At 62.6% G+C, this 17,595-nt stretch carries 15 protein-coding genes; 7 read left to right on the forward strand and 8 right to left on the reverse strand.

What is annotated here, in order from left to right:
• Nucleotides 1-217: 217 nt before the first annotated feature.
• Genes EN955_RS28115 through ugpC form a run of 3 tightly spaced genes read left to right on the forward strand, consistent with a single transcriptional unit; the run spans nucleotide 218 to nucleotide 3,061 of the window.
• Complete coding sequence (locus EN955_RS28115; protein WP_013531925.1) at nucleotides 218-1,141, forward strand: sugar ABC transporter permease; 924 nt, start codon at nucleotides 218-220, stop codon at nucleotides 1,139-1,141.
• Nucleotides 1,141-1,989, forward strand: coding sequence for a carbohydrate ABC transporter permease (locus EN955_RS28120; protein ID WP_013531924.1), 849 nt, complete (start codon nucleotides 1,141-1,143; stop codon nucleotides 1,987-1,989). The genes EN955_RS28115 and EN955_RS28120 overlap by 1 nt, the downstream gene beginning before the upstream one ends.
• A 4-nt stretch (nucleotides 1,990-1,993) precedes the next feature.
• On the forward strand, nucleotides 1,994-3,061 hold the full coding sequence (gene ugpC, locus EN955_RS28125; protein WP_024503579.1) for a sn-glycerol-3-phosphate ABC transporter ATP-binding protein UgpC: 1,068 nt from the start codon (nucleotides 1,994-1,996) through the stop codon (nucleotides 3,059-3,061).
• A 1,109-nt stretch (nucleotides 3,062-4,170) separates the two neighbouring features.
• Here the strand turns inward: ugpC and rpmG are convergent.
• The 8 genes from rpmG to EN955_RS28175 all read right to left on the reverse strand — a co-directional run bounded on the left by rpmG (nucleotide 4,171) and on the right by EN955_RS28175 (nucleotide 13,288).
• Nucleotides 4,171-4,338, reverse strand: coding sequence for a 50S ribosomal protein L33 (gene rpmG, locus EN955_RS28140; protein WP_006201775.1), 168 nt, complete (start codon nucleotides 4,336-4,338; stop codon nucleotides 4,171-4,173).
• Nucleotides 4,339-4,491: 153 nt separating this feature from the next.
• The gene (locus tag EN955_RS28145) at nucleotides 4,492-4,950 is read right to left on the reverse strand and encodes a hypothetical protein (protein WP_024503577.1); all 459 of its coding nucleotides are present in this window, start codon (nucleotides 4,948-4,950) and stop codon (nucleotides 4,492-4,494) included.
• A gap of 111 nt (nucleotides 4,951-5,061) precedes the next feature.
• Nucleotides 5,062-6,240: an MFS transporter gene (locus EN955_RS28150; RefSeq protein WP_024503576.1), complete on the reverse strand. Its 1,179-nt coding sequence runs from the start codon at nucleotides 6,238-6,240 to the stop codon at nucleotides 5,062-5,064.
• A 76-nt stretch (nucleotides 6,241-6,316) separates the two neighbouring features.
• A complete protein-coding gene (locus EN955_RS28155; RefSeq protein WP_024503575.1) occupies nucleotides 6,317-7,057 on the reverse strand; it encodes an NUDIX domain-containing protein in 741 nt (246 codons plus the stop codon).
• Between the two features lie 86 nt (nucleotides 7,058-7,143).
• Nucleotides 7,144-7,578, reverse strand: a complete 435-nt coding sequence (locus tag EN955_RS28160) for a DUF983 domain-containing protein (protein ID WP_024503574.1) — start codon at nucleotides 7,576-7,578, stop codon at nucleotides 7,144-7,146.
• A gap of 11 nt (nucleotides 7,579-7,589) precedes the next feature.
• The gene (gene rnr / locus EN955_RS28165; protein ID WP_024503573.1) at nucleotides 7,590-9,908 is read right to left on the reverse strand and encodes a ribonuclease R; all 2,319 of its coding nucleotides are present in this window, start codon (nucleotides 9,906-9,908) and stop codon (nucleotides 7,590-7,592) included.
• A gap of 6 nt (nucleotides 9,909-9,914) precedes the next feature.
• Nucleotides 9,915-12,551, reverse strand: a complete 2,637-nt coding sequence (gene topA / locus EN955_RS28170; protein ID WP_024503572.1) for a type I DNA topoisomerase — start codon at nucleotides 12,549-12,551, stop codon at nucleotides 9,915-9,917.
• Between the two features lie 359 nt (nucleotides 12,552-12,910).
• Nucleotides 12,911-13,288, reverse strand: coding sequence for a hypothetical protein (locus tag EN955_RS28175; protein ID WP_024503571.1), 378 nt, complete (start codon nucleotides 13,286-13,288; stop codon nucleotides 12,911-12,913).
• Between the two features lie 185 nt (nucleotides 13,289-13,473).
• On the opposite strand from EN955_RS28175, the gene EN955_RS28180 reads away from it, so the two are divergent.
• The 4 genes from EN955_RS28180 to glmS form a co-directional block, all read left to right on the forward strand.
• Complete coding sequence (locus EN955_RS28180; RefSeq protein WP_013531914.1) at nucleotides 13,474-14,220, forward strand: cytochrome c biogenesis CcdA family protein; 747 nt, start codon at nucleotides 13,474-13,476, stop codon at nucleotides 14,218-14,220.
• 83 nt (nucleotides 14,221-14,303) lie between these two features.
• Nucleotides 14,304-14,741, forward strand: a complete 438-nt coding sequence (locus tag EN955_RS28185) for a hypothetical protein (protein ID WP_024503570.1) — start codon at nucleotides 14,304-14,306, stop codon at nucleotides 14,739-14,741.
• Between the two features lie 147 nt (nucleotides 14,742-14,888).
• On the forward strand, nucleotides 14,889-16,247 hold the full coding sequence (gene glmU, locus EN955_RS28190) for a bifunctional UDP-N-acetylglucosamine diphosphorylase/glucosamine-1-phosphate N-acetyltransferase GlmU (RefSeq protein ID WP_024503569.1): 1,359 nt from the start codon (nucleotides 14,889-14,891) through the stop codon (nucleotides 16,245-16,247).
• 172 nt (nucleotides 16,248-16,419) lie between these two features.
• Nucleotides 16,420-17,595 (forward strand): glutamine--fructose-6-phosphate transaminase (isomerizing) (gene glmS / locus EN955_RS28195; protein ID WP_127223489.1); only part of this gene is annotated, 1,176 nt, incomplete at its 3' end.

The following is a 17,595-nucleotide window of genomic DNA, read 5'->3' on the forward strand; positions in this document are numbered from 1 at the left end:
TATTTTTTCTCCCCTTCCCCCCGTTGGGGGGGAGAGGGTGTCACGAAGTGACGGATGAGGGGCGGCGCTATGCCTCGATAGGTTCGCGCTGCCCCTCATCTGCCTGCCCGTCTTCCGCAGCAGCTGCGGAGGGTGGACCGGCATCTTCTCCGCGTGAAACGGGGAGAAGGACGCTTGTCATCAGCCCCGACGCCGTTCCAGGAGCGCCCCCGAGCCAATGACCTACGCCGTGTCCGAAATACGATCCGTCGGCAAGCCGCGTCGCAAGCGGCTATCCCATGCCGCTATCGAGCCATGGCTCTATCTCAGCCCGGCGATCATCCTGCTGGTCGTGGTGCTTCTGGTGCCGCTGGTCATCGGCATCAGCTACTCCTTCCGCAAGTTCTCGGCGTTCAAGTCCGAATATGTCGGGCTCGGCCAGTATCAGGCGATGCTGTCGGATCAGGTGCTGGGCCAGGCGCTGGTCAACACGTTGTGGTGGACGGTCGCCAGCCTTTTTTTCCAGTTCTTCCTCGGCCTTGGCCTGGCGCTTCTGCTCGACAAGCCGTTTCGCGGCCGCAAGGCTGTACAAGCCCTGGTGTTCCTGCCCTGGGCGGTGCCGTCCTTCCTGTCGGGCCTGACTTGGGCCTGGCTGTTCAATCCGATCATCGGCCCGCTGCCGCACTGGCTGTTTGCATTGGGGCTGAAGGCCGAGCCGACCAATGTGCTGTCCGATCCGTCAACCGCCATGTGGGGGCCGATCGTCGCCAATATCTGGTTCGGCATTCCGTTCTTCGCCATCACGCTCCTGGCGGCGCTGAAGTCGATCCCGTCGGAACTGCATGAGGCGGCGGCGATCGACGGCGCTTCGCCCTGGCAGCGCTTCACCAAGGTGACGCTGCCGTTTCTGGCGCCGACCATCGCCATCACCGTGATGTTGCGCACCATCTGGATCGCCACCTTCGCCGACCTGATCTTCGTCATGACCGAAGGCGGACCGGCCGGCTCGACCAACACGGTGCCGGTCTACATCTATGTCAGCGCCTTCAAATCGCTGGACAAGGGCTATGCCTCGGCGGTGGCCGTGCTGCTATTGGTCCTGCTCATTGCCTATGCGATTGCGCTGATCGGTATCCGCCGCACCCTGGTGAGGCACGTCTGATGATCGCAGGACGCACAGCCTCGCAGCGCTTCTTCGGCGGCATCGGCCTCTACGCGGCAATCGCGGCTTACGTGCTCTTTGCCTTGTTCCCGATCTACTGGACGCTGAAGATCTCGGTCACGCCGGAGCGGCTGCTTTATTCCGAAGGCATCACCTTCTGGCCGTCGCACATGACGCTGCAGAACTTCGTCACCGTGCTCGAGGCCACCGATTTCCCCCGCTATTTCCTCAACAGCGTCATCGTCTCGGTATCGACGGCGGCACTGGTGACAATCATCGCCACGCTTGCCGGTTATGCCATGTCGCGCTTCACCTTTCGCGGCAAGGCAGCACTGGCGCTGATGTTGCTTTTGACCCAGACCTTTCCGCTGGTGATGGTCATTCCGCCGATCTACCGCGTGATGGGTCAGATCGGACTGATCAACAGCCTGACCGGGCTGATCATCATCTACACCGCCTTCAACACGGCTTTTGCCACCTTCCTCATGCAGTCCTTCTTCGACGGCATTCCCAAGGATCTGGAGGAAGCGGCGATGATCGACGGCTGCACGCGTGCACAGGCGATGCGCAAGGTGATCGTGCCGCTGACGCTGCCGGGCATGGGCGCGACGCTCGGTTTCGTCTTCACCGCCGCCTGGAGCGAGCTTCTGTTCGCGCTAATGCTGATTTCCAGCGACGACCAGAAGACCTTCGCCGTCGGCTTGCTCACCTTCATCGGCAAGTTCGCCGTCGATTGGGGACAGATGATGGCGGCATCGATCCTGGCGTTGATCCCGGTCTGCATCTTCTTCGCCTTCCTGCAACGCTATCTCGTCACCGGCCTGACCGCCGGCGCCGTCAAAGGATAGATCGATGGCCTCTGTTACGCTCGAGAAGGTCCGCAAGGACTATGGCGCCGTCCGCGTCCTGCACGCGGTCGACCTTGAAATCGCCGATGGCGAGTTCGTCGTCCTGGTCGGCCCGTCAGGCTGCGGCAAGTCCACGCTTTTGCGCATGATCGCCGGGTTGGAGGAGGCTTCCGGCGGCGAGATCCGCATTGGCGAGCGGCTGGTCAATGACGTAGCACCCAAGGACCGCGACATCGCAATGGTGTTCCAGTCCTATGCGCTCTATCCGCATATGGACGTGTCGAAGAACATGGGCTTCAGCCTGCTCCTGAAGAAGGCGGAGAAGGCGACGATCGACGCCAGGGTGGACGGCGCCGCCAAGCGGCTCGGGCTCGACACCTTCCTGCAGCGCCTGCCGCGGCAATTGTCCGGCGGCCAGCGCCAGCGCGTCGCCATGGGCCGGGCGATCGTGCGCGACCCCAAGGTCTTCCTGTTCGACGAGCCGCTGTCGAACCTCGACGCCAAGCTGCGCGTCCATATGCGCGCCGAGATCAAGGCGCTGCACCAGCAACTGAAGACGACATCGGTCTATGTCACGCACGACCAGATCGAGGCGATGACCATGGCCGACCGGATCGTCGTCATGCATGACGGGCTGATCCAGCAGGTCGGCGCGCCGCTCGATCTCTACGACCGGCCGGCCAACATGTTCGTTGCGGGTTTCATTGGTTCACCCGGCATGAATTTTCTGCCGGCGACGGTTCGTAAGGGCGCTACGTTGGAGGCCGTACTGGCCGACGGCCAGGCGCTGCGGCTGCCGGAAGGCCTGCCACTGACCCACGGTGACGCCATCACCGTCGGTTTGCGGCCCGAGCATATCAAGCTGGCGGACGAGGGTGCGTTGAAGGGCGAGGTGGGTGTGGTCGAGCCGCTCGGCCTTTCGACGCAGTTCTACGTCAAGCTAGCCAGCCAGCAGCTGTGCGTCTTTGCCATGGGCCGTGCCGGCGTCAAGTCCGGCGACGTGGTGCGGTTGGCGGCCGAACCGGACCAGCTGCATCTGTTCGATGCGAAAAGCGGCGAGCGCATCGGCTGAGGGGACGCAGCCGGGTCGGATGCGGGCAGCCGGATCAGGCGCCGCTATCGGGCGGGACAAACACGGTAACGCTACATTTCAATTGGATAAAATAGCGGAACGTCCAAGAGACATTTCCCGAACCTAACAGGATCGCTCGGACCTTTGCGTCTAGGGCGCAAGACCTTAGTCCCGCCGTCTTCTCAAAAGAACGGAGGTCATTTCGCCGCGAACTAGGCCACCGTCGGAGTTAGTCAACACCGACGGTGGCACCTGCAATATGGGCGAGTGGGTTGTGTGCGGATATGGTGTGATCGCGGAAGGCGATTGTAGACCGCTAACCGCGGGGGCTTCTTTTGGACAGCGGCGAGCTGTCCAACGGGTTTTCAGCCGATTTGGCCGATCGCCGCTCCTTCAGCCACAGGGACTTCTTTCTCCTTGCCAGGTTCTCGTCTCGAACGCTGTCTTCGGCGGTCACTCCGCCATGCATCGCGGCAATCACGTAGTCGGCTCTGTTGGTTCGAAAGTCGCCTTTTTGTACGGACATCGTTTTCTCCCAGTGCGAGGCATTTCCCCCCTTTTTGCCTGACGCTGAAACTAACTACCTATCCGTGGTGCAAGTCTACCAATTGGCGATTGTATTAAAACGATACACTCAGATGGCGCGATCGCACGAGAGGAGCCCATCCTGGCGAGGCTTCTTCATTGACCCTGTTGTGATCCTTGCGGGGGTGCCGCGGCGGGAGGTGTCGGAGCCTGCGGTGCGGGTTCCGTGGAAGGCGTGGCGGGGCTGTCAGGCTGAGGTGCAGGCGGTGCGGCCTCTTCCTCAGTCAGAACCTGGTCAGTCCTGGCCTTGATCTCATCGGCCGTCTGCTGGCTTATCAGCCCGTTGCTGACGGCAAAGCCAGCAGCCAGAGCGACAAGGGCTGCAATGATTGCAGCTTTCAACTTCTTCGACATCCATAGGCGCCTTATTCGTGACACCCAACCCACGGCCAAGGGTGCCGCAACCATGGCTAAGGGTCAATCCTTTGGCTGGAGTCTCTGCTCGGATGCAACGAAATCAACTGTTACAAACGAAAAACGCCGCCCATTGGGCGGCGTTTCGGCATTGCGGCGGGAAACCCGGATTACTTGATCTTGGTTTCCTTGAACTCGACGTGCTTCTTGGCGACCGGGTCGTACTTGCGGAACGACAGCTTGTCGGTCTTGGTGCGGCTGTTCTTGCTGGTCACGTAGAAGAAACCGGTGTCGGCGGTCGACAGAAGCTTGATCTTGATGTTTGCGGCTTTGGCCATGATATCAGTCCGTTTGTTCGTGGGGTTTTGGCCGCTGGAGCACGGGGAAACACCCGGACGCGGGAAACTTGGCGCGACACATAAAGAACGCGCCCGGAAAGTCAAGCCCGGTAGGCCTTGTGCGACCCACCAGAGCCGGCTCGGGAGCGGAAATCATGCGGTTTCCGTAGCCGATGCCGCAACCTTCTTCCAGTCTCCGGTCGTGTTCCACCAGCGATTCGGATTGGCGCGGTCGTCCAGCCCCTTGGAACGGCTGGCGAGAATCGGCTGAATGCGGATCACCGGTTCCTGGTAGGAGTGCGCCTGGAAAATCGCCTCGACGACGCGGGCGGCCAGCGCCTGGTCGTCCGGCAGTTCGAAGGAAACCTCGACCGTGCCGGGGCGCCGCCGCAATTCGGTTTCGGCGCCGGCGGCCGCACCGTCAAGCGGCCTGTAGCGTTCGATGCCGTGCGCCGACTGATAGGCATTGCGGTCATATTTGCCCATGGCCAGCGGCGCGATCGCCACCACGGCATCCATGATGCGGTCGACGTCGGCGGCCGGAGCCTGGAAGGTCACGAGCAGAAGCAGTGTCATTCGTAGCGATGTGGTTTCAAAGCCGCTGTCGATCATGGAAGTGTCCTCAAGTGTTTTGGGACACCTTTTTAGCCCTGTGCTCCTGACACGGTTCTGTCAGCAGCCTGTCACCGTGCCGTGCCAAATGCATGGCAGGCCGCAGTCGCGCTACAGCAGGATCTTGCGAACCAACCTGACGGCGACCAAAGCGATATAGGCGGCGAAGAACAGGCCGAGCGACCAGCCGAAGCCGGACGGGCCGAACGCATCCATGCCGATGCCGATCGCCTGCGGCCCGAGCACCATGCCGACGCCGTAGCACAGCACGAAGGCGGCATTGGCCGACGCCAGTTCATGGCCGGAAAGCTGCGAGCCGAGATGGGCAAGGCCGATCGTGTACATGGCAGCGACGACGCCGCCCCAGACGAACAGAAGCGCGGCCATCAAATGCCAATTCTGGGCGAAGAAGGGCATGAACACGGTGCCGATAAGACCGACCGTCGCGCAGGCAATCAGCAGGTAGCGGCGATCGCTGACGCGGTCGCTGATCATGCCGATCGGGATCTGCAACAACACATTGCCGAGGCCGATCATGGTCAGCAGAAGAGCCGCATCGGCCTCGGAATAGCCGATTCGGCTGCCATAGATCGGGAACAGCGCAAAGCCGCCGGTTTCCACCGCGCCGAACACCAGCACGGCAGCGGTCGCCGACGGCACCAGCCAGATGTAGCGCAGGAAATTGCTGGTTTCGCCATCCGAGGCGATCGACGGGCTCTCGTTGCGTGCTGCCAGCACGGGTATGGCCGCCAGCGTCACCAACGCGATGATGACGCCGAACGGCCTGAAGCCGGAACTGCCGAGATGAGCGAACAGCCACGGTCCGGCGGCAAAGCCGAGCGACAGGACAGTGGCGTAAATGCCAAGGACAAGGCCGCGCCGGTGCGGCGGCGCCGAGGTGCTGATCCAGAATTCAGACAGGATGAACAGCACCGTCAGCGCAATGTGCAGCACGATGCGCAGTGGAAACCACATCCAGAAATCGGGTGCGAAATGGAAGCCGACAAAGGCCAGCGCGCCGGCGGCGATCATGGCGATCATGGTCCAGGCAACGCCGAAGCGCATGGCGAGCGGGGTCGCCAGCGGCGCACCGGCGATCGAGGCGAGGCCGGCGACGGCGGTGTTGAGGCCGATCATCGAAGCCGAGTGGCCGCGTGTTTCAAGGATGACGCTGAGCAGCGGCATGCCGAGGCCGATGGCGATGCCGACGACGCTGATCGACGAGATCGCCGCCACCATCGGCAGCCAGTGTACGCGCTCGTCGCCCTTTGGTTGGGTATCGACCGTCATGGATGCTGAATACTCTGTCTGTTTGATCTTACGCAATTCGGACGGAAAACCGCGTCACACTTTTCTTGGAATTGCTCTAGAGAAGTTCGCGGATGAAGCGGCTGCGGACAAGCCGGTAGAAGGGCACGGGACCGCCTGGACGCAACAGTGGATCATGGGCGAGGCGCTTTTCCAGCTCGTCCAGGATCATTCGGGTGATGTCGGGTATGTCGGCTTCCCTGGCCTTGGCAAGCGGCAGCCAGACCAGCTCTTCCAGTTCGTTGGTCGGACCGCCACCGGGCAGTTCGACCGCGACGTCGTCACGCCAGGCGCTGAAGAAGCGGGTGTCGAAGCGGCGCACCCGGTTGGGCGGCGTGATGGCGCGCGCGACGAAGCGCAGCATGTCGAGAGAGGGTTGCACGCCGTGTTCGGCAAAGCCTTGCCAGTCGGATCTGGGGGTTGCGAAAGCACCCTTGCGGCCGATCAGCAGCCCGGCTTCCTCATAGGTCTCTCGGATGGCCGACAGGGCGATGGCGCGGGCTCGTGCGGCGCTTGTGCGCCCCGGCCCGGCGATCAGCTTGGCTTCCTGCTTCGGGTGCAGGGCGGCGACGACCGGTATGCGGCTATCGGCCGGATCGGTGCGGCCGCCGGGAAAGACGAACTTGCCCGGCATGAAGGCGTGGCCGGCATGGCGGCGACCCATCAGAACCAGTACGTCGTCGTCCTTGCGGTCGAGCAGGATGAGGGTTGCCGCGTCGCGCGGGCGAATTGGCCGGCCGCTATGAGCTGTCATGCTCCGCTCGATCCTGTCGACTTCCGCCTTGGTCATACCGTCCATGCGCAGGACCTAGCGGAAACTTCTGGCAAGCGAAAGTGGCCTTTCACGGTCGGTATGTTGCGCCAGGCAGCATTCTTGGCTGCGGCCTAGGCTCCGGGATGCGGCTCGATCACGTCGTGCTCCCCGCCGAAGCCGTGCATATAGAAGGCCCATTGCAGTCCGATGACGGCACCCTTGACCGGCTGCAGCAGCGCAACCGACAAAAGGATGGTCAGCGGCACCCAGATGGCGATGTGCTGCCATATGGACAAAGTCGACGTCGCCTCAACGCCCATGAAGGCGCCCAGCACGATGTGGCCGACGATGACGATGACGAGGTAGGCCGGCAGGTCGTCGGCCCGGTGGTGATGCAATTCCTCGCCGCAGACGCCGCATGTGTCGACGGTCTTGGTAAAAGCGCGAAACAGCTTGCCTTCGCCGCAATGCGGGCAGCGGCCGAGCAGGCCGCGCTTCATCGCCGTCCACAGCGGGCGTGCGGCCCGGCCCGAGTGATGTTCTCCGCCGAAAACCTGTTCTTCCATGGCTGTTGTCATCATCGTCTCCTGCCGCGCGAACCCGGTCGCGATTGCGACGCGCGGGCGCGGCCCTTGGCCTTGTGAAACGACCTCTTGGAGCCCGGCAGAGGCTTTGGGTCGGTCAACATCTCGAAGCGCATTGCGCCGGCCATCGGCGCCACCTCGATAAGCCGGACCTCGACGCGGTCCGCGAGTTGGTAGCCTTTGCCAGAGCGTTCTCCGAACAGGGAGCGAGCCGTTTCATCGTATATATAGTAATCGCCGCCCAGAGTTGACACCGGGATGAAACCATCCGCGCCGTACTGCGGCAATTGGACAAATAGTCCTGATTTGGTGACGCCGGAGATGCGGGCATCGAAGCGGTCATCGACGCGTTCGGCGAGATAGGCGGCGATCAGACGGTCGACCGTGTCCCGCTCGGCCGCCATTGCGCGGCGTTCCGTGCCGGAGATCAGCACCGCGACATCTTCGAGCCGTGCCGCTTCGTCCTGCGTCAGCCCACCCGGACCCAGTCCGGGTGCGGCAATAAGTCCGCGATGCACGATCAAATCGGCATAGCGGCGGATCGGCGAGGTGAAATGGGCGTAGCGGCGGAGGTTGAGACCGAAATGGCCGATGTTCTTTGGCGAGTATTCGGCCTGGCTCTGCGAGCGCAGCACCACTTCGTTGACAAGGCCTTCATTGTCGGCGCCACGCACGCGCTCCAAAATGCCGTTGAACTGGCTTGGCTGCATCTGCGCGCCGCGCGCCAGTGACAGGCCCAATGTCTGCAGGAACTCGCGCAGCGATTCCTGCTTGGCGAGCGACGGCGCGTCGTGGACGCGATAGACCAGCTCCTGCTTCTTCGCCTCCAGCGTCTCGGCCGCGGCGACATTGGCCTGGATCATGAATTCTTCGATGAGCTTGTGGGCATCGAGCCGCTCCGGCACGATGACGCGGTCGACGGTGCCGTCCGGCTTGAGTACGATCTTGCGCTCCGGCAGATCGAGTTCGAGCGGCTGGCGGCCATCGCGGCCGCGCTTCAGGATCGCATAGGCGTCCCACAGTGGCTTCAGCACGGTTTCGAGGATCGGGCCTGTCTTGTCGTCCGGCGCACCGTCGATCGCCGCCTGAGCCTGTTGGTAGGCGAGCTTTGCCGCCGACTTCATCATGACGCGATGGAAGGTGTGCCTGAGCTTGCGGCCCTCGGCCGAAAAGATCATGCGCACCGCCAATGCCGGCCGGTCCTGGCCCTCGCGCAGCGAGCAGAGATCGTTGGAGATGCGCTCGGGCAGCATCGGCACGACACGATCCGGGAAATAGACCGAGTTGCCGCGCTTCAGCGCTTCGCGGTCGAGTGCAGTGCCATAGCGCACATAGGCGGCGACGTCGGCGATCGCCACGGTGGCAACCACGCCGCCGGGGTTCTTCTCGTCGAGATCCGGCGTGGCGAAGACGGCGTCGTCATGGTCCTTGGCGTCGGCCGGATCGATGGTGACCAGCGGCAGGTCGCGCCAATCCTCGCGATGGTCAAGCGTCGCCGGTTTGACGGCTTCGGATTCTGCGATGACGTCGGCCGGGAAGATATGCGGAATGTCGTGCGCATGGATGGCGATCATAGAGACCGCCTTTTCGCTGGTTAGAGAGCCCAGCACGTTGAGCACCTTGGCTCTCGGCAAGCCGAAACGGGAGGCTCGCGCCGGCTCGACCTCGACCAGGTCGCCATTCTTGGCGCCGTTCTGGAATTCCTTGTCGACGATCAGTTCGGGCTGGCGCCGTTCCACCGGTTCGATGCGGAAGGTGCCGTCCTGCAGGATGCGAAAGATACCGAGCACGGCATCGGTACGTTTTTCGAAAATCTTCACCACCCGCCCGGTGTAGGCGGGGCCGCCCGGGGCGACGTTCGTGTCGTCGGCCGGAAAGGTCTTGGCCAGCACGCGGTCGCCAATGCCGGGCGCCGGTCCACTGCCACTGCGCGACAGGCGGATGGAAACGATGGGCGGCGGCCCATTGGCTGTGTGTTCGGTTGGGCGCGCCAAGAGCACGCCATCGGCATCGCGGTCGAAAATATCGAGGACCGTGACATGGGGCAGGGCACCGACGCGGGCCAGCCCCTTGCGCTCCTTGGTGAGGACGCCTTCGTCCTGCAGGTCGCGCAAAATATCCTTCAGCCAGATGCGGTCGTCGCCGCGCAGCGCGAACGCCTTGGCGATGTCGCGCTTGCCGGCGCGATCGGGATTTTCGGCAATGTAGCGCAGGATTTCGTCACGCGACGGCCGATAGTCGTCCTTGACCTTGGCCCTGGTGTCGGCGGTGCGCGGATCGCCGTGGGTTCTGCCGGTGATCTTGCGCGCCACGCTGTCCTACCCTTTTTTCTTCGCGGCCGGCTTCTTAGCAGCCGGCTTCTTGGCGGCTACTTTCTTGGTTGCCGGAGCTTTGGCCGCGGCCGCCTTGCGGAACGGCTTTTTGCCGCCGCCGCCCTTGGCTTCCTTCTCGGCAATCAGCGCCAGCGCATCCTCCATCGTCACCGACTGGGGATCCTTGCCCTTGGGCAGCGTAGCATTGACCTTGCCGAAATTCACGTAAGGCCCGTATTTGCCGTCGCGCACGACGATCTTGCCGCCGCCATCGGGGTGGTCGCCGAGCTCCTTGAGCGCAGCGGCCGTGCCGCCATTGCGGCCACCCTTGCCCTTCAGCTGCTTCTCGGCGATCACCGACACGGCGCGGTTGAGGCCGATCGAGAACACGTCCTCGATGCTTTCGAGATTGGCATAGGTGCCGTCATGCAGCACGAACGGACCGTAACGGCCGAGCCCGGCCGAGATCATCTTGGCCGTTTCCGGATGCTGGCCGACATCGCGCGGCAGCGACAGCAGCGCCAGCGCCTTTTCGTGGTCGATCGACTCTGCCGTCCAGCCCTTGGGCAGGCTGGAGCGCTTGGCTTCCTTGCCGTCGCCGCGTTGCAGATAGGGGCCGAAGCGGCCGCTGCGCAGCGTGATTTCCTCTGACGTATAGGGGTCCTTGCCGATGACCTTGGTGCCGTCTTCGCCGCCGCCATTCTCGCCATTGGGGTTGGCGGCATCGCCGAGCTGGCGGGTGTAGGAGCATTCGGGATAGTTGGAGCAGCCGACAAAGGCGCCGAACTTGCCGAGCTTCAGCGACAGATTGCCGGTGCCGCATTTCGGGCAGATGCGTGGATTCGAACCGTCTTCGCGCGCGGGGAACACCAGCGGCGCCAGCTCTTCATTGAGCGCATCGAGCACGTCGGTGACGCGCAGTTCCTTGATGTCGGCGACGGCGCCGGAAAAATCCTTCCAGAAATCGCGCAGCACGTCCTTCCAGGCGAGCTTGCCGTCCGAAATCTCGTCGAGCTTTTCCTCGAGGGACGCGGTGAAGTCGTACTCGACATAGCGCTTGAAGAAGCTTTCGAGGAAAGCCGACAGCAGCCGGCCCTTGGCCTGCGGCACCAGCCGGCGCTTGTCGATGGTGACATAGTCGCGGTCCTCGAGCGTCTTCAGGATCGCCGTATAGGTAGAAGGCCGGCCGATGCCGAGCTCTTCCAGCTTCTTGATCAGCGACGCTTCGGAGTAACGCGGCGGCGGCTCGGTGGTGTGCTGGGTGGCGTTGATCGCCTGGCGGGCAAGCTGCTCGCCGGCACGGATCTCGGGCAGGCGACGATTTTCCTCGTCTTCCGCATCGTCGTCCTTCTGGTCGGTGTATGCCGCGATGAAACCGTCGAACCGAACGACCGAACCGATGGCACGCAGCTCCGCGGTGCGCGATCCATTGACCGCCTCGATCTCGGCGGTGGTGCGCTCGATTTCGGCCGGCTGCATCTGGCTGGCGATGGCGCGCTTCCAGATCAGCTCATAGAGCCGCATCTGGTCGGAATCGAGATATTGCCTGACCGATGCCGGGGTGCGCATGAAATCCGTCGGGCGGATCGCTTCGTGCGCTTCCTGGGCGTTCTTGGCTTTGGCCGTATATTGGCGCGGCTTTTCCGGCAGGTATTTTGGACCGAATTCCTTGGCAATGGCATCGCGTGCGGCGTCGATCGCCTCGGGTGCCATCTGTACGCCGTCGGTTCGCATATAGGTGATCAGACCGGTGGTCTCGCCGCCGATCTCCATGCCTTCATAGAGGCGTTGCGCCACCTGCATGGTGCGGCTGGCCGAGAAGCCGAGGCCCGACGAGGCGGCCTGCTGCAGCGTCGAGGTGGTGAAGGGTGGGCCGGGATTGCGCTTGGTCGGCTTGGCTTCCACCGACACCGCCTTGAAGGTTGCGCCTTCGAGCATCGACTTGATGTCGTCGGCCTGCGCCTTGTTGGAAATGTCGAGCTTTTGCAGCTTCTTGCGATCGAAGGCGGTCAGCCGCGCTTCGAAATTCTCGTTGCGCGGCGTGCCCAGCAGTGCAGCGATCTGCCAGTATTCCTCGCGGCTGAAGCGCTCGATCTCGGATTCGCGGTCGCAGACGAGACGCAGCGCAACCGACTGGACGCGTCCGGCCGAACGGGCGCCCGGCAGTTTGCGCCACAGCACCGGCGACAGCGTGAAGCCGACGAGATAATCCAGCGCCCGGCGGGCGAGATAGGCATCGACCAGCGGCGCATCGATCTGGCGCGGATTGGCCATCGCTTCCAGCACCGACGATTTGGTGATGGCGTTGAAGACGACGCGGCTGACCGGCTTGTCCTTCAGCGCGCGCTTCTGCTTCAGCACTTCCAGCACATGCCAGGAAATCGCTTCGCCTTCGCGATCCGGATCGGTGGCGAGGATCAGGCCGTCGGCGTCCTTGACCGCCTTGGCGATGTCGGCGAGGCGCTTGCCAGAGGCGGTGTCGACCGCCCAGGACATGGCGAAATCCTCATCCGGACGCACCGAGCCATCCTTGGCCGGCAAGTCCCTGATATGGCCGAACGAGGCCAGAACCTTGTAGTTCTTGCCGAGGTATTTGTTGATTGTCTTCGCCTTGGCCGGCGATTCGACGACGACGACGTCCATGAGGTCTCATATCAGCTGTGGTGCGGCAGAAGAATTCCGCTGCGCGCGACGAAATCTCGTTCTATTTGTCGCTCACATGGCCGCGCTTTTGCATCCGGTCAAGGGGAAGCGCCCAAATTGCGGGCCGGTCCGCAGCAATACACTCTTAGAGTGTATGGAGAAAATCACAGAATTTGGGAAAGGCAGATGGTGGGTCTGAGTCAGCGGAAACGACCCGATTCATTTTTCCGCCGAGTCGTTGAAATGCTGCCCAAACCAGGACGGGCGACATTATAACGGGCTGTTCGATGCCGGCCGCCGGGTGGCATGGAGATGCCCGGCGACCAGCCCTTGTCCAGCCAGCAGCGGGACTGGCGTGCTTAGTCGGCCTTGACGATATGCCAGACTTCGCCGACGCCGTCGCCGGTCACATCGCCGGGCTTCTTGTCCTTTATGAAGGTGTAGACCGGCTTGCCGTCATAGGCCCACATCTTGGTGCCGTCGGTGCGGTCGACGACGCTCCACTCGTCATCCGCCTTGGCGCCGGCTTCGGCTTTCAGCGGCGGCCAGTTGGTGGCGCATTTGTCGTAGCAGTTGCTCTTGCCCTTCTCGTCCTTGTCATAGGTGTAAAGCGTCATGCCATTGGCGTCGGTGTAGATCTTGGCGCCATTGACCTCGGCTTCCTTCCACGCGTCGGCAGCGAAGGATGCGGCGGTGCTGAGCAGAAGCGCTGCCAGTCCTGCGGTTATGGTTTTCATGGAAATCTCCTGACTGATATCTGGAGACGCGCGGGAAATCGCGGCCTCACAGCATCAACGCCTGCGGGCTGTCGTTTCTTCCTGGCAAGTGCGTCGGGCAATGGATGATCTTGCCAACACAATGGTGATTGGTGGACAAGGCTGCGCGTCGCTATATCGGCGTCACGACATTGGAGTTCTTGGAAATGGCATTGGACATCGGCTATGTCAGCGCGGTCGGGGCTGGGGCGATTTCGTTCCTGTCGCCTTGCGTGCTGCCGCTGGTGCCGCCTTATCTCTGTTATATGGCCGGCGTCTCGGTCGACGATTTCCGTGGCAATGCGGGTGCGACAGCGCGTGAAGGCGCACGCGGCGCGCTGATCTATTCTTCGATCGCCTTCGTGCTCGGCTTCTCGACCGTCTTTGTCGCGCTCGGCGCCGGCGCCTCGACCATCGGCCGGCTGCTACGCGTCTGGCAGGAGCCGCTGGCCATGGGCGCAGGCGTGCTGATCATCCTGATGGGCCTGAATTTCCTCGGCGTCCTGCGCATTCCGCTGCTGTCACGCGAGGCGCGCTTCCAGTCACAGGGAAAGCCGGCAAGTGCGGTCGCGGCCTATGTCATGGGGCTGGCTTTCGCCTTTGGCTGGACGCCCTGCATCGGCCCGGTTCTGGGACCGATCCTGACGCTGGCCGGCGGCCGTGAAACGGTGGGCGAGGGCGCGCTGCTGCTCGCCGCCTATTCGCTCGGGCTGGGCATCCCGTTCCTGATCGCAGCGCTGTTTTCCGGCGCCTTCATGCGCTTCCTCGGCAAATTCCGCGTCCATCTCGGCCGCGTCGAAAAGGCCATCGGCGCGCTGCTGGTGATCGCCGGTGTGTTTTTTCTGACTGGTGGCGTGCAGACCGTGTCGTATTGGCTGCTGGAGAATTTTCCAGTGCTGGGGCGGCTGGGGTAGTCTCCCCCCCGCACGGGAACGATGCACACCAGCCCGCATTTGCAGTGCCGTTGACCAACACTTTTTCGAGCCGGGAGGCGAGAATGGTAGCCAAGGCGGATGTGCGAAAATTCTTCAAGGCCTATGAGGAAATCTACAATGACGCGATCGCCGACACCGCCGATCTCAACGACGTCGCGGACATGTATTCGGCGGGTTTTGTCTCGGTGACGCCGGCGGCGGTCATGGTTGGCGAGAATGGCGAGCAGTTGAAGGCCATTATGACAAAGGGTTTTGAGGCCTATCGTGCCCTCGGCAGCAAGAGAATGACCTGCGTCGATGTCTCGGTGATGCCAATCGATCAGGACCATTGCGTGGCTGAGGTAAACTGGTCCGGTGACTATGAACGCAAGGATGGGAGTCTCGTGACCATCGACTTTGCGATCAACTATCTCGTCGAAAAGCGCGATGGCAAGCTGAAGGTGTTTGGCTGGATATCGGGTGACGAGCAGGCGGAATTCAGGAAACACGGCCTGTTGTAGGGGGGCTGACTGCCGAATTCTGTCCTAAGACCCGCTGATTAAGAGTCAGCTGCTCCGCCATCTCACCGGAATTTAACCGCATTGGTGAAGCATGGGCCCACTGCTATCCTGTCTTGATTCCCAACCCTTTCATATGGTTGCCCATCCATGAGCCAGAGATCCTGCCTGTCCGTCATCCTCGCCGCCGGCGAAGGCACGCGCATGAAGAGCGTGCTGCCGAAGGTGCTGCACCAGATTGCCGGCCTGCCGATGGTCGCCCATGTGGTGAAGGCAGCGGAAGAGGCGGGTGCCGGCAGCCAGGCGCTGGTGATCGGCCATGGCGCCGACGAGATGCGCAAGGCCGCGGCAAAGTTCGCGCCCAAGGCCGAGACTTTCGTGCAGGAAAAGCGCCTTGGCACCGCGCACGCCGTGCTTGCCGCGCGCGATGCAATATCAAAGGGTTATGACGATATCCTGGTCATGTTCGGGGACACGCCGCTGATCGATGCAGATGCGCTGACCGTGGCGCGGCTGAAACTGGCTGAAGGCGCTGCCGTCGTCGTGATCGGCTTCCGCCCGCCCAGTCCGACTGGTTATGGCCGGTTGATCGAAAAGGACGGCAAGCTGACCGCCATCCGCGAGGAGAAGGACTGCTCCGAGGAGGAGAGGAAAATAACCTTCTGCAATGCCGGCATGATGGCGGTGGCCGGCGCCCATGCGCTGGCGCTGCTCGATCGGGTCGGCAACAAAAATGCAAAGGGCGAGTATTATCTCACCGATATTGTCGAGATCGCCAGTGCGCGAGGCCTCAATGTCGTGGCCACCGAAGCCAGTTTCGAAAGCGCGCTCGGCATCAACAACCGCGCCGAACTGGCGCAAGCCGAAGCCATCTGGCAGGCGCGCCGGCGGCATGAGGCGATGCTGTCGGGCGTGACGCTGATCGCGCCGGAGACCGTGTATTTCTCGCATGACACCGAGATTGGCACTGATACCATCGTCGAGCCCAATGTCTGGTTCGGTCCGGGTGTGAAGATTGCCACGGGCGCCAAGATCCATGCGTTCAGCCATATCGAGGGCGCCACCATTGCGTCCAATTGCGATGTCGGGCCGTACGCGCGGCTGCGGCCGGGTGCCGATCTCAGGAACAAGGCCAAGGTCGGCAATTTCTGCGAGGTCAAGCAGGCGGTTATCGAAGAGGGCGCCAAGGTCAACCATTTGACCTATATCGGCGACGCCCGTGTTGGTGCTGGGGCCAATATCGGCGCCGGCACCATTACCTGCAATTATGACGGCTATTCGAAATTCTTCACCGACATCGGCGAGGGCGCTTTTGTCGGCTCCAATTCGTCGCTGGTGGCGCCTGTCACCATCGGCAAGGGCGGCTACATCGCCTCAGGCAGCGTGATCACCGAAAGCGTGCCCGACGACGCGCTGGCCTTCGGCCGCGCCCGCCAGAAGACCATTCCAGGCAAGGGCAAGGAGTTGCGCGAGCGCTTTGCTTCGGCGGCGGCGGCGAAGAAAAAGTAAGACCAGCCCGCAAACCGAACGATTGCAGTAACCGGATTGCAAGAGCGGCCTGTCATGGTGCATCGACAGAATGAGCGTTCCGTTATACGGGACGAAATGCAATGTGACTTTCCACGGCAGGCTGGCCATCCCTAAATAGCGCTGGTTTTCCGGGGAATCGGGGGCTTTCTGCATGTGCGGTATCGTTGGAATCGTCGGCCACTCGCAGGTTGCGCCGCTCATCGTCGATGCGCTGAAGCGGTTGGAGTACCGTGGCTATGATTCGGCCGGCGTCGCGACCATCGAGCGTGGCGAACTCGCCCGCCGCCGCGCCGAAGGCAAGTTGATCAACCTGGAGCGCCGGCTCAAGGACGAGCCGCTCGATGGCACGATCGGCATCGGCCACACGCGCTGGGCGACGCATGGCGTGCCCAACGAGACCAATGCGCATCCACATTTTTCCGACGGCGTCGCCATCGTCCACAACGGCATCATCGAGAATTTCGCCGAACTGCGCGACGAACTGGTCCGCGACGGCTATTCTTTTTCGTCGCAGACCGACACCGAGGTCGTGGCGCATCTGGTGGCCCGCGAACTCGCCAAGGGGCTGAATCCGGTCGAAGCCGCGCACCAGGCGCTGAAGCGGCTGGAAGGCGCCTTTGCGCTGGCGATCATGTTCAAAGGCGACGAGGATTTGATCGTCGGCGCCCGCAACGGTCCGCCTTTGGCCGTCGGCCATGGCGATGGCGAGATGTTCCTGGGCTCCGACGCCATCGCGCTCGCCCCGTTCACCAATTCGATCACCTATCTGGAAGATGGCGACTGGGCGGTGGTGCGCCGTGGCGGTGTCACCATCTTCGACATTGACGGCACAAAGGTCGACCGCAAACGCCAGCAGTCGCTGTCGACCAGCTTCATGGTCGACAAGGGCAACCGACGCCATTTCATGGAAAAGGAAATCCATGAGCAGCCCGAGGTGATCTCGCACACCTTGGCGCATTACGTGGATTTCGTCTCCGGAGTGTCGAAGCCGCTCGACCTGCCGTTCGACTTCGCCAAAATTGGTCGGCTGGCGATCTCGGCCTGCGGCACGGCGTATCTGGCCGGCCTGATCGGCAAGTACTGGTTCGAACGCTACGCGCGCCTGCCCGTCGACATCGATGTCGCCTCCGAATTCCGTTACCGCGAAATGCCGCTGTCGAAGAACGATGCGGCGTTTTTCATCTCGCAATCGGGCGAGACCGCCGACACGCTGGCCTCGCTGCGTTATTGCCGCAAAGCCGGCATGAAGATCGGCGCGATCGTCAATGTGCGCGAATCGACCATGGCGCGCGAATCCGACGTCGTGCTGCCGACGCTTGCCGGACCC

Origin of the sequence: Mesorhizobium sp. M7A.F.Ca.CA.001.04.2.1 (genome assembly GCF_003998485.1) — a bacterium.
Classification (GTDB): Bacteria; Pseudomonadota; Alphaproteobacteria; order Rhizobiales; family Rhizobiaceae; genus Mesorhizobium; species Mesorhizobium ciceri.